We start from the raw sequence: 12,820 nt of genomic DNA on the forward strand, positions 1-12,820 counted from the left end.
TGTAGGTAAGACTACAAAAGGAGCAGGATAAAATGATGAATGGCTATACACGACTAAATGACCCAATCCAAAACAAAGGAACCGCATTTACAAAAGAAGAACGCGAGAAATGGCGCTTACATGGTCTAATACCCGCACAAATCGAAACATTAGAAGAACAAGCTTCCCGTGCTTACGAAGCGTTACATACAAAAAATACACCGCTTGAGCAACACCTATACGTGATGGGACTTTATAGCGAAAATCGAACCTTGTTTTACAAATTAGTCATGGATCATATAACTGAATTGATGCCCATTATTTACACGCCCACCATCGGCCAAGCAGTCATGACCTACCACGAAAACTGGCAAAACTCGCAAGACGCATTATTTTTACAAGCAGATAGCGACATCGATATTACACAAATTTTCAAACAAAACATACCTCATCCTGAAAAAATACGAATGCTTGTCGTAACAGATGGCGAAGGTGTGCTTGGCATAGGCGATTGGGGCTTAAATGGTGTCAGCATTGCGATTGGCAAACTAGCAGTGTACACCGTCGCAGCTGGTCTTGCCCCCGATTGCGTGCTGCCCGTCGTGATTGATGCTGGAACAAACAACAAAGCCTTACGCGCTGATCCCCGTTATTTAGGATTGCGCAAACCACGACTACAAGCAGATGAGTATGACGCTTTTATCGCGAAATTTGTTGCATCCGTTCAAACATCTTTTCCAAAAGCCGTTTTGCATTGGGAAGATTTTGGACGAGACAACGCGAGCCGGATTTTGGAGACGTATCGTGCGCAATTATGTACATTTAATGATGATATTCAAGGCACTGGCGCCATGGTTGTAGCTGCAGCTTTAGCAACGACGCGTGTTTCGAAAATGCCATTGTCAGAACAACGCATCGTCATTTTTGGAGCAGGAACCGCTGGAATCGGAATTGCCGATCAACTAGTCGCTGAAATGGTGGCGAATGAAGGATTGACCGCCGAACAAGCGAAATCACGTTTTTATTTAGTAGATCGTCCGGGGTTGTTGACAGATGATTTGCCAAGTTTAACTTCTGGACAGCGTAAATATGCTCGAAGCAGTGAGGCCTTTTCAAAGCGTTTAACGACACTTTTAGCGATTGTGAAACATGTGAAGCCAACAATGTTAATTGGCTGTTCTGGCGTTGCAGGGGTCTTCTCGGAGGATGTTGTTCGCGAGATGTGTCGCCATACAGAGCGGCCAGCGATTTTGCCATTATCTAATCCAACGAAATTGGCCGAAGCTACAGCACAAGATTTGATTACTTGGACAAAGGGATGTGCACTAGTTGTCACGGGAAGCCCTTCTGAACCGGTCGAATATAGCGGCGATACGTATGTTATTGGGCAGGCAAACAATGCTTTACTATACCCAGGACTTGGCTTAGCGGCAGTGATTACCGAAGCCCGCGGAATTACAGATGAAATGCTCGCGGCTGCAAGTCACGCGGTTGCCACACAAATTAGCGATGTGACAAACACTGGCGCCGCTCTCTTGCCACCCGTTGCTACATTGCGCGAAACATCTCATGCTGTCACACTTGCTGTTGTCAAAAAAACAATCGAACAAGGATTGAATAACCGCGAAATTACCGATCCACTCCAAGCCGTAAACGAAGCTATTTGGATTCCTGAATATAAGGAGTGATGTAACTATGTTGGATACCTTGTTAAAGAAAATGGTCACAGATGGCGTCGTACCAGGCATTTCCTATGCCGTCATCTCGCCAAACCGGACAAAACAACACGTCATCGGCATGAAACAGCTCATCCCTGAAAAAGTCGTTTTAGAACCTGAGGCAATTTATGATATCGCATCTCTCACGAAAGTCATTGCGACAACGACTCTTATTTTGCAACATATCGAAGCTGGGAAGATCCATTTGGAAGACCCCGTAATAACTTTTCTACCCGATTTTCGCTATCCAGAAGTAACGATTTTACACCTTTTAACACATAGCTCTGGGCTTGCGAAAAACATTCCCAACTATACGATTGCAACGAAACAAGACGTATATCGATACTGCATAGAGACGCCTCAAGAAACGGCTTCCGGCACGGACGTCACGTATGCCGATGCCAACTTTTTATTGCTTGGCTATATTTTAGAAGTATTGAGCGGTGACTTAGAAAAACAAGTGCAAACCAATGTATTGGCGCCATTAAAGATGCATGCAAGCAGTTTCAATCCTGATGTGACAAACATCTTCGTACCAACAGAACTTCACCCAGAACGCGGGCTTATTTCTGGTCAAGTTCATGATTTCAAAGCCTGGAAAATGGGCGGTGTCGCGGGTCACGCGGGTTTATTCAGTAACCTTCCCGACCTCATTCGCTTTACAAAAGGACTTTTGCATGAAGATGGTCCGCTTTTAAAACCAGAAACGATTGTAACATTACAACAAAACTATACGCCAAATTTAAACCGATCGCGCGGACTTGGTTGGGATTTAGTACCTGCTCGTGACCATTTTGCGATTTATCATACGGGCTTCACAGGGACTTTTCTAGTTATTGATTTGAAGCTGAAAGCAGCGCTTATCGTGTTAACAAATCGAATCCATCCGAACCGAGATAACGCAGTGTTTCTAGCGCGTCGCGAACATATTGTAAATCAATTTATGCAAGATATAGGAGGGAAATAATGAAAATCGAAGAGTACATGGAAGACGTTGCGCCAGAACAAAAAGAAGGTTTTGCAAGATTGATGCAAGTCGTGGATGAAAATATACCCACTGGCTTCATGAAAGAAATCCAATATGGTATGCCATCCTATGTCGTTCCAAAAACGCGCTATCCTGATGGCTATCATTGCGACACGAACCTTTCGCTTCCCTTTTTCGCCATTGCCGCCCAAAAACGCCATATCGCGGTCTATCACATGGGACTTTCCGCTAACGAGCCGCTACTATCTTGGTTTCAAGCCGAATATCCAAAGCATATGACAACAAAACTCAACATGGGCAAAGGCTGCATTCGTTTCACCAATCCGAAAAAAATCCCCTACGAACTCATCGGCGAGCTAGCAAGTAAAGTCACCGTGGATGAATGGATTAGCCAGTACGAAACGGCGATTAAAAAAATAAAAAAGATTGAGGTGCTCCCAATATGGAAGTTTCCTCAATCTTTTCTTGTATATTATCGAATAGCTGCATTCACACCAGCTAACCGTCCTGTCACTAGCGCGCACGTAATATTATACCCACCCGTATAGCCATTAATATCTAATATTTCACCACAGAAAAATAAACCTGGCATCAACTTGGATTGCATTTCTTTTGGTACGATTTCCTTCACAGAAACACCACCGCCAGTCACAAATGCCTTCTCAAAATCAAGCGTACCATTTGCTTGGAAAGCGAATTTCTTCAATGTTTCGAGGAAGCTTTGCCATTTTTTTTGCGCCACTGAAATACAATCCGCGTCTGGATCAATTTCCGTCCGCTCTAAAAGAAATAGCAACATCCGCTCTTGCATCAGCGATTTCAACGCATTTTTAACCGCTTTTTTCGGATTATCTTTGACTAGCTGCATCACTTGCTGTTCTAACTCACCTTTTGCAATGTCAGGAAAGAAATCAATCGTCATCGTTAATTCCGAAACGTCGAATTTCTTTAAACCTTGAATCACAAACTGGCTACAACGCAATGCAGCTGGACCTGATACACCGAAATGTGTGAAAATCATATCCATTTGATGTGTAATAATCGCTTTTCCTTTTGGATTTAATACCGATAAAGCAACATCGCGTAACGAGATACCTTGTAACACTTTGCTTTTAATAAAAGGTTCGTTAGATGTAATCGGAACTTCTGTTGGAAAAAGCTCCGTAATCGTGTGCCCAGCGGCTTTCGCCCAAGCATAGCCATCACCGGTTGACCCTGTCCGAGGCACCGATTTCCCGCCAACAGCAATGATAACAGAGTGTGCAGTGATGTCTTGACCGTCTGCGAGTGTAACACCAGTCACTTCTGTGTCCGCATAATTCACACGCTTTACAGGTGTTTTCATGTAAACCTTCACTTGCAATTTGTCCAAACGCGAAATCATCGCATCCGCCACTGAACGCGCGCTATCTGTCACAGGAAACATCCGGCCATGATCCTCTTCCTTCAACGCTACACCCAATTTTTCGAAAAAGGCGATGATATCTTCATTGTTAAATTCTGAAAAAGGCTATACATAAAACGCCCATTCCCCGGTATATTCTTAATAATTTCATCTGCAGGCTTTCGATTCGTTACGTTACAACGCCCGCCACCCGACAAAATTAATTTCCGTCCAAGCTTTGGCCCTTTTTCAACGAGCAGTACGCGCTTATTCTTCTCAGCCGCCGCGATAGCCGCCATCAAACCCGACGGTCCACCACCGATAACAATCACATCAAAATCCATCTTATGACCCCCATTAAAAAAACGCCCTTTGCAGAGCGCCAAAAATCTAGTTTCGATTCATACCTGTAAAAATTAAAATCAATCTCAAAAGTTCCAAAACGGCTACTGCCATTGCTGCAACATATGTCATCGCGGCTGCGCTTAATACTTTGCGAGCCTGTGGTAATTCATCTGATTCCACAAGTCCAAGTTGGTTAATTTGGACAAGTGCTCGTTTTGAAGCATCAAACTCAACTGGCAACGTAATTAATTGGAACAAAACGCCAACCGCCATTAAAACAATACCTATCAGCATCAGGTTTGGCAGGGTTGCCAACATCCCGATGATTAGAAAAATCCATGAAGCGTTCGAGCTAAACATCGTAATCGGTACTAATGCGGAACGAAAACGCATAAACGCATAATCTTGCGCATCTTGAATTGCATGACCAACTTCGTGCGCCGCAACCGCAGTTCCAGAAATAGAACGACCGTTGAAATTTGCGGATGATAGGAAGACTGCTTTTTTACGTGGATCATAGTGATCACTTAATACACCGCTAGTTTCTTGTACTGGAACGTTATGCAAACCATTCGCATCCAGAATTTGGCGAGCTACTTGCGCTCCTGTCAGTCCTGTGCGAATCGCAATTTTTGAATATTGTGAGTAGGTACTTTTCACACGATATTGTGCCCATAATGGAATCAAAGCCACAATCAGAAAATAAACAATATACATTTGTATACTCATAATAAATTTCCATCCTCCTAGCTACTTAATACTTTTATTATATAGGAGAAACCGCCAAACCTCAATAACTTTTAAGCTTCATGAGGAAATTCTAATTTAAAAGCGGTATTTTTCAATGTTTTTTTATAAACAATCCATAAAACAAAAATGGTTAGCCAAAAAGTGCAATAACCAATCACCGTGATATACTGATCCAAACCGCCATAAATCGGCATCTGGCCAAATAAGTAATCAATCACATCATTATGTAATGTCCAAATCGCAGCAATCGCAAAATGCTGGAACTTAATTCGGTAAAATGGAGCATAAATAAATGCCTGAATTGCCATCAAACCGTGTGACACCAACAACATCAACGAAAGTAAATCCAGATGTCCCAAATTAATCATATACGCTAGATTCATTCCAACTGCCCACACTCCATATTTCAAAAGACACACAAATGCCAGCGCCTCCATCAATGGCCAATGTTTCTTTGCAAGCCACGCCATCAAAACAAATACAAAAAACAAAACAGCCGTCGGACTATCCGGTACAAACAGCCAAAAACGCGGCTCCGTGATTTCTAACTGTGGCAAGTACCAAATAAAACCGTAAACCGCTCCTAGTAAATTCACTATAAATAACAGTCGTAAAAACGACCGATTCGCTAAATATCGATACATGACTCCCTGTTCCCCCAATCTTCTCGTCTTTCTATCATACCAAATTTCGATAAAAAAAACACCCGCTTTCTCATTTCTAAGAAAACAGGTGCCTCTATTTAACTATATTGCTTAAATTGTTCCATCAACTCTTGGAATCTTTCTTCATCATAATTATCTAACGCCGCGTCGATTTCGACAAGTAACTTCTCTTTCGAAAAATGAGCCACTGCAGAATCTAAGAATTGGGCTGCTATTTGCTTATCGGAATCTGTTATAAGCAATTCTTGGAACGGGCTATCCTCGCGCACTAACGCATATTGTGGCGAAGTAACTACACCCGGGAAATGCAGCTGAATATATATTTCTTCATCCCAATTCAAGCGAATATCGTGAAATGCTTTTTCTGGATCACTCGTTACAATATTGCCTTTAAAGAAACGAAACGGCTCATCATCCACACCGTGAGAAGTGAGTACAAGTCCACGAGGGCAACCTTCTGCATTATCGACAAAATGAACATATTTCATAATTTGATCATGCCCCGCAATGTAATTAAGAATCCACATAGATTCTCTTATTTTCATTTGATGCTGACTTAATAACCATCTAACAAAGTCCTTCTTATCCTCAATGCTAATCGATGCTTTCATTTCACTCACTCCTTCCCATCAAAATGGGGATCTATTAATAGTCTAACAAACTTAAAACTTCTTCATCACCAGGCTCAAACGTTAAATACTGCGCTAACACTTGCTCTGACTTCGCAACGTCACCATCTTCTCGCAAGAACAAACCATATTCTTTTAAGAAAGTAGCATTGTTTGCAAAATGTGGGTAAGCAAGGTCATAGCTTTCTTTTGCTTTATTATAATTATCTAGTTCCTGATATGCAACACTTACGTCCCAAAAAATTTGCGGCTCCGTTAAAATTTCTTGTTCAAGCGACTCCACCAACTCAACAATACCTTCATAATCAGCTTTTTTCAGCAAAATCTTGTTCACTTCTAAAATCGCATCAATGAACTCTGGGTCAAGTGCAATCGCCTGACGGAAATAATGTTCCGCATCTTTTGCCTGGTCGTTTTTCCAAGCCAATTTTCCAGCTTCTAAAAATAGTTCTTTATTGAATTCATCTTGTTTTAAACCATCTGCCAATGCTTGTAGCGCCTTGTCTGGCTCACCGTTTTCCTCATAGCTCTTGGCCAAATACGTGTATAGCGTCGTAAATCCAGGGTCATGTTCTTTCAAATGTTCCAGCGCATGAATCGCCTTCGTGTAATCTTTCGCTTGATAACTCGTCAAACCAAGACCGAATAACGTATTCACATCTTCTTGTTCAGCTAGCGCCTTCTCGTAATACGTAATCGCCTCTTCAAAAGCACCACTGCTCGCTAAGCTTTCCGCAATTCGCTCATAAATCTGGCTTCCCGCAAACTCCGTCACGCCCGCATCAAGCACTGCCTGATAACTTTGCACCGCCGAAGCAAACCGCGCAGTCGATAAATAAAACTCGCCTAATGCAAAATCAATGACTGGCTCATTTGGCAATAGCGCTTTAGCTTGTTCTAACTTCGCTTCTGTCACCTCATGAAGTCCTTGCATTTGATATAAGTCGGCAAGTACGAGCAAACTCTCCGGATACGCATCATCTTGTTCGTTTACTTGCTCCAAATACTCCATTGCACCTTCGATATCATCCTTTTCAATCGCAACTTCCGCCGCACGAACGAGCAATTCACCCTCATCTTTATATTTCGCCAATAATAATTCATATAAATCCTCTGCTTCTTCGAGAAATCCAAGTTGAAATAACTGCTCCGCCAACCAATATTGTTCCTCATCCGTCCCATTTTGCAATGCTTGTTGGAAATATTTCTGCGCCTCTGGCAAATTTTCTTGCTCCAAAGCCACTAACATCTGCTCTGCATATTTCATTGTTCATACTCCTCACATCTATCCCATTTCGTAGGCTTATTATAACCAAAAGGTCAAAACAAGTCAAACAGTCTTTCTTATTTTCCTGATTTTATACCAAACAAAAACGCATGCAAAATTTGCACACGCCCTGCCTCTACTTATATAAAGAAGTTACATCATCAAAAAAGCTCGGATACGAAACATTAATTGCTTCTGCATTTTCTAATGTAACATCAGAATCTGCTAGCAAGGCTGCGATTTGTAGCATCATTCCCATGCGATGATCCCCGTAACTTTGGACAGTCGCACCGTGTAATGTTTGGTTGCCTTCGATAACCATGCCATCGTCGGTTCCAACGAGCGCCACACCCATTTTGGAAAGTTCCGTAACCACTGCATCAATCCGATTTGTTTCTTTTACTTTTAGCTCTTCGGCATCTTTAATAACGGTTTTCCCAGTTGCTTGCGATGCTAGTAGCGCAATGACTGGCAGTTCATCGATGAGGCGTGGAATAATATCGCCGCCAATTTCAATGCCTTTTAAATCACTTGTTTCTACAATGACTGTCCCAGCGGGTTCATCCCCTGCCTTACTCGTCTGCTCCACCGTGATTTTACCGCCCATTTCTTTGACAACATCAATAATACCCGTTCTTGTTGGGTTGAGGCCCACATTTTCAAGCCGAATTTTGCTATTAGGAATGATTAGACCCGCCACAATGAAAAATGCTGCGGAAGAAATATCACCTGGAACAACTACATTTTGTCCTTGGAATTCTTGGCCACCATTGATACGAATCGTTAAGCCCTCCGTTATAATCGTACCACCAAATTGACGAATCATCTGCTCGGTATGGTCGCGCGTTTTTTCTTTTTCAATAATCGTCGTTTCTCCGTCTGCCTGAAGTGCCGCAAAAATAATTGCGCTCTTCACTTGAGCACTGGCAACTGGTAGCCTATACGTCATCGGTTGTAGCTTCGTTCCTGTTACTTTCACCGGAGCAAAATTTGCATCTTTCGCTTCAAAAATGGCACCCATTTCGCGTAATGGCAACATCACACGACCCATTGGACGTTTCGCAATCGACGCATCACCTTCTAATGTAGCATCAAACGGACGTCCCGCTAAAATACCTAACATTAAACGAATCGTCGTACCCGAATTCCCAACGTCAAGCGTCGCATCCGGCCGTTTCAATCCGTCCCAACCCGTGCCGTGCACCACAATCTTGTCCTGAAATTCCTCAATCGGAACACCTAGCGCTCGAAAAACACCAATCGTACTTAAACAGTCTTCCCCTTTCAAGAAATTGCTCACCGTTGTTGTCCCGTTCGCTAAAGCACCGAACATAATACTGCGATGCGAAATCGATTTATCTCCAGGAACCCGAATTGTCCCGTTCAAACCTTGCTTATTGGTTACTAACTGCATCGTAATCCTCCCTCAAAAATGACATTGGTAATGGCTATACTTTTCAATACAGCGTTTTGCACGTTCGCGGTCCTTCTCATTTTGGAACGTAATTTGCAAAATCCCCATAATATCTTCCCGCGTTTCTAAAATTTTAATATTAATCAAGCTGATTTCTTCCTGCGCCAAGAATCCTGTCACTTCCGAAATCACACCAGGATAATCTGGCACATCGACAAATAAGTCGTAAAAAGATGGAATCGCGCCTTCCTGATGCACCGGCAACGAATCCCGAAACTCTTTTGCCGTATCGAAAAAATGATGAATCGCCGTCGCGTCTTCTTTTTCCAGCATCACCAGCGCCTCATTCATACTATCACGCCAGTTCTCAAGCAGTTCGCGCAATGCCTCTTTATTCGAAAGCGAAATATCCGTCCACATCGTCGGATCAGAAGAAGCAATCCGCGTAATATCTCGAAACCCCCCCGCCGCTAGTCGAAAAGCCACTGGATGTTTTTGCGTAAAATCACTCGTCTGATTCACAAGGGCCGCGGCCACAATATGCGGTAAATGGCTAAGCATTCCGGTAATCGTATCATGCTCTACAGCTGACAACTCTAAGAATTTCGCGTTGGTTCCTTCCAGCCACACTCGTAAATCTGCTACATGCTTCGGATTCTCACCCTCACTTGGCGTAAACAAATAATACGCATTCTCAAATAACAACGATTTAGCCGCTGTCACACCGCTCTTATGAGAACCCGCCATCGGATGCCCACCAATAAACACATGTCCTAATGCTTGAACAGCCGTCGCTTGTTCCATCACACGTTGCTTCGTGCTACCCGTATCAGTAATAATAACATTCTCCTTCAACACATACGAAGGTAATTCCGCTAAGAAGCGCTCCGTTTGCTGCACTGGACAACAAAAAACAAGTAAATCCGCGCGCGACACAACATCCGATAAATTCGTTGTACCTTCATCAATAATACCAAGTGAATCTCCTGATAAAATCGTTTGTTCCGAAATATCAACACCGATAATATGCGCCTGTGGATGTTTCGCACGAATACAAAGTGCAATCGACCCGCCAATTAGGCCAAGTCCAACAATAACGACTGTTCCTCTCATCTTCCAAAACCCCTTACTTCACTAATTGTTGTAACAACGCAATAACCGCCGCATTATCTGCTTTCGTGCCCACTGTAATCCGCACTGCTCTTGGAAAGCCTAAAGCCGAACCAGAACGCACAATATAGCCATTCTTCTCTAAATAACGAAAGACTTCATCGGCTGGTAACCCAATATCCACCAAAACAAAATTGCCTTGCGCTGGATACACGTGCACACCCTCATTTGCCGCCGCAAAATCCTCATATTGCTTTCTGCCTGCCGCATTTTCCGCACGACAGGAAGCAATAAACGCATCATCCTTCAACGCGATTTGTGCTAATTTTTGACCAAGTGTTGTTGTATTAAACGGCGGTCTGACGATATTAATTTGGCTAATAACGGCTTGGTTCGCCACACCATAACCAACGCGCGAACTTGCCAAACCGTAAATTTTACTAAATGTCCGCGTAATAATCAAATTCGGAAATTCATGAATCAAGTGCATATGTTTTTCCGGTTGAGGAACAACATATTCTGCATACGCCTCGTCCAAAACAACCAACACATCGCTAGGCACTTGACGTAAAAAATGAATGATTTCATCTAGTTCTATGTAATTACCAGACGGATTATTCGGGTTGCACAACCAAACAACGCTTGTCGATGAATCGATAGAAGCTAACATTTGCGCTAAGTCATGATTGCCCGCTTCTGTCAGTGGCACTTCTCGTAGTTCCGCACCTTCAATACATGCATTTTGCCGATATTGTGGAAAAGTTGGTGTCGCCATCACCGTGCTTGTCGAAGGAGAAAGCAATGTCCGTGCTATTAAAGCAATCAATTCATCCACACCACTCGTGAAAATAAGTTCTTCTTCTTCCACATCATGATACGCCGCGACTTGCGTACGTAATTCTGTCGCCCAGCCATCTGGGTAAATTTCTAAATCTATATGAGCATCTTTCATGAACGCCGCAACTTTTGGTGAAACACCGTGCGGATTTTCATTGGAAGATAGTTTTGTAATTTCCGTTAAGCCAAGTTCGGCCATGACTTGTTCTTCGCGTTTACCGGGTTTGTAAGAATGTAGCCCCGTTAATGTTTTTTTCCACTTCATTTTACAATTCCTCCTATTTGGCTAAATCTGGTCGTAAAACGGTTGCACCCTCTAAATAAACATGTGTGACGTCTTGTTGCGTTACATCTCCAACTTCCGCGTTGACCATCAGCCGAATACACATCGCAAGCGCACCCGGAACTGGAATTTCCATCACACCCATAACTGGTACAAATTGAAACCCTGCCAATTCACGAATCGGTTTGGCTGGAAATGCCGCATCAATGTCGCTTGTCACTGAGACAATGACCGAAGAAATAGCCTCTGGTTCTAATTTATTAGCGATTACTATCTCCTGAAACAAGTTTGCCGAAGCCTTATAAATCGCTTCCGCTGTATTCGTTGTTACCGTTGTTGCACCTCTAATGCCTCTAATCATCCTTGCCCCTCCTGACTCACGCGCTTAAATGTCGCTTCAATGACATCATCCGTCACTTTTTGTATCGTAGGCTTGCCGATTTCCTCCAGCAAAACCATCGTTATTTCGTTAAATGTTGTTTTTTTGTCGTGTTTCATATGTTCTAATAGTACATCAAAATCAAGATTTTTTGGCAAATGAACCTCATATCCTAGCGCCGCCAGCCATTTCAACAACGCATTTTTATCGAAATCAAGGCCGAGCAACTGCTCACTCATATCTAGCGCGTAAATCATGCCAAATGTAATCGACTCACCGTGAAGCCACTTACCAAATGCACCGTAAGCCTCCATCGCATGACCAAACGTATGACCAAAATTAAGAAATGCTCGAATACCTTGCTCCGTCTCATCTCGCGAAACAATCTCCGCCTTAATCGCAATCCCTCGCGCCAAGTACGGTGTCAAGTCCACCTCATATAAATCACGTGGCATCTTGTAAGTCTCCATCAATTCCACAAGCATAGCCGGATCGCGGATAAGCGCATGTTTCACTAATTCCGCAAACCCAGATCGCATTTCCCGCTCCGATAAAGTACCAAATAAAGACGTATCATAAATCACAGCTTCCGGTTGATAAAAATTTCCAACCATATTTTTGCCTAGCGGATGATTAATCGCGACTTTCCCACCAACCGCACTATCATGCGCCAGCACCGTCGTTGGCAATTGATAAAAAGCAATGCCTCGCATATACGTCGCAGCCACAAAACCACCCAAATCTCCAATCACGCCACCACCAAAAGCGACCAAGACCGATTTACGATCCAGTCCAGCCTCTATTGCTTTTGTCATCGCATCCTCATAAACCGCAAATGTTTTCGCTTCCTCACCTGCAGGCGTCACGTAGTAGGATACCTTTTCAAGTGGAGCAAGCAGTTCATCTAATTTATTCAAATGTACTTTCGCAACATTGGCATCCGTCATCACAAATACTTGCGAAAAACGACTAAGTTCGGACACTAAGCTCTCCGCCTGTTCATGAAGTGCGTTTTTGCTAATATAAACTGGATATACTTTATCCTTCGTCGTCACTGTGATTTCTGCCATCT

General features: G+C 43.1%; 12 protein-coding genes and 1 pseudogene. 3 read left to right on the forward strand and 10 right to left on the reverse strand.

Translation table 11 applies throughout. From position 1 onward, the window contains the following. Positions 1 to 32: 32 nt before the first annotated feature. The 3 genes from PRIP_RS11095 to PRIP_RS11105 are packed head-to-tail and all read left to right on the forward strand — an operon-like array spanning position 33 to position 3,233. A complete protein-coding gene (locus tag PRIP_RS11095) occupies positions 33 to 1,667 on the forward strand; it encodes an NAD-dependent malic enzyme (RefSeq protein WP_036101227.1) in 1,635 nt (544 codons plus the stop codon). Between the two features lie 7 nt (positions 1,668 to 1,674). Then, the gene (locus PRIP_RS11100) at positions 1,675 to 2,664 is read left to right on the forward strand and encodes a serine hydrolase domain-containing protein (protein WP_036101228.1); all 990 of its coding nucleotides are present in this window, start codon (positions 1,675 to 1,677) and stop codon (positions 2,662 to 2,664) included. Beyond that, positions 2,664 to 3,233, forward strand: coding sequence for a DUF1801 domain-containing protein (locus PRIP_RS11105; RefSeq protein ID WP_077912987.1), 570 nt, complete (start codon positions 2,664 to 2,666; stop codon positions 3,231 to 3,233). The genes PRIP_RS11100 and PRIP_RS11105 overlap by 1 nt, the downstream gene beginning before the upstream one ends. On the opposite strand, the pseudogene PRIP_RS11110 reads toward PRIP_RS11105, so the two are convergent. From PRIP_RS11110 to aroB, 10 genes and pseudogenes are all read right to left on the reverse strand, one after another. Then, positions 3,158 to 4,413, reverse strand: a pseudogene (locus tag PRIP_RS11110) (BaiN/RdsA family NAD(P)/FAD-dependent oxidoreductase). The gene PRIP_RS11105 and the pseudogene PRIP_RS11110 sit on opposite strands and share 76 nt — an antisense overlap. A 46-nt stretch (positions 4,414 to 4,459) precedes the next feature. Then, a complete protein-coding gene (locus PRIP_RS11115) occupies positions 4,460 to 5,143 on the reverse strand; it encodes a zinc metallopeptidase (protein WP_036101229.1) in 684 nt (227 codons plus the stop codon). Positions 5,144 to 5,214: 71 nt separating this feature from the next. After that, on the reverse strand, positions 5,215 to 5,808 hold the full coding sequence (gene lhaT, locus PRIP_RS11120; protein WP_036101230.1) for a lipoprotein heptaprenylglyceryl N-acetyltransferase LhaT: 594 nt from the start codon (positions 5,806 to 5,808) through the stop codon (positions 5,215 to 5,217). A gap of 98 nt (positions 5,809 to 5,906) precedes the next feature. Continuing rightward, complete coding sequence (locus PRIP_RS11125; protein WP_036101231.1) at positions 5,907 to 6,440, reverse strand: ReoY family proteolytic degradation factor; 534 nt, start codon at positions 6,438 to 6,440, stop codon at positions 5,907 to 5,909. Positions 6,441 to 6,474: 34 nt separating this feature from the next. Further along, complete coding sequence (locus tag PRIP_RS11130; protein WP_036101232.1) at positions 6,475 to 7,725, reverse strand: tetratricopeptide repeat protein; 1,251 nt, start codon at positions 7,723 to 7,725, stop codon at positions 6,475 to 6,477. 136 nt (positions 7,726 to 7,861) lie between these two features. After that, positions 7,862 to 9,139 carry a 3-phosphoshikimate 1-carboxyvinyltransferase gene (gene aroA, locus PRIP_RS11135; protein ID WP_036101233.1) on the reverse strand — a complete coding sequence of 426 codons (1,278 nt, stop codon included), beginning with the start codon at positions 9,137 to 9,139 and terminating at the stop codon, positions 7,862 to 7,864. Between the two features lie 12 nt (positions 9,140 to 9,151). Beyond that, positions 9,152 to 10,252 carry a prephenate dehydrogenase gene (locus tag PRIP_RS11140; protein WP_036101234.1) on the reverse strand — a complete coding sequence of 367 codons (1,101 nt, stop codon included), beginning with the start codon at positions 10,250 to 10,252 and terminating at the stop codon, positions 9,152 to 9,154. Positions 10,253 to 10,265: 13 nt separating this feature from the next. Beyond that, complete coding sequence (gene hisC, locus PRIP_RS11145; protein ID WP_036101235.1) at positions 10,266 to 11,351, reverse strand: histidinol-phosphate transaminase; 1,086 nt, start codon at positions 11,349 to 11,351, stop codon at positions 10,266 to 10,268. Between the two features lie 13 nt (positions 11,352 to 11,364). Continuing rightward, entirely contained in the window at positions 11,365 to 11,730 is a 366-nt protein-coding gene (aroH, locus tag PRIP_RS11150; protein ID WP_036101236.1) for a chorismate mutase, read from the reverse strand. Further along, the gene (aroB, locus tag PRIP_RS11155; protein WP_036101237.1) at positions 11,727 to 12,818 is read right to left on the reverse strand and encodes a 3-dehydroquinate synthase; all 1,092 of its coding nucleotides are present in this window, start codon (positions 12,816 to 12,818) and stop codon (positions 11,727 to 11,729) included. The genes aroH and aroB overlap by 4 nt, the downstream gene beginning before the upstream one ends. Positions 12,819 to 12,820 lie beyond the last annotated feature (2 nt).

The organism is Paenilisteria riparia FSL S10-1204 (genome assembly GCF_000525995.1).
Taxonomy (GTDB): Bacteria; Bacillota; Bacilli; order Lactobacillales; family Listeriaceae; genus Listeria_A; species Listeria_A riparia.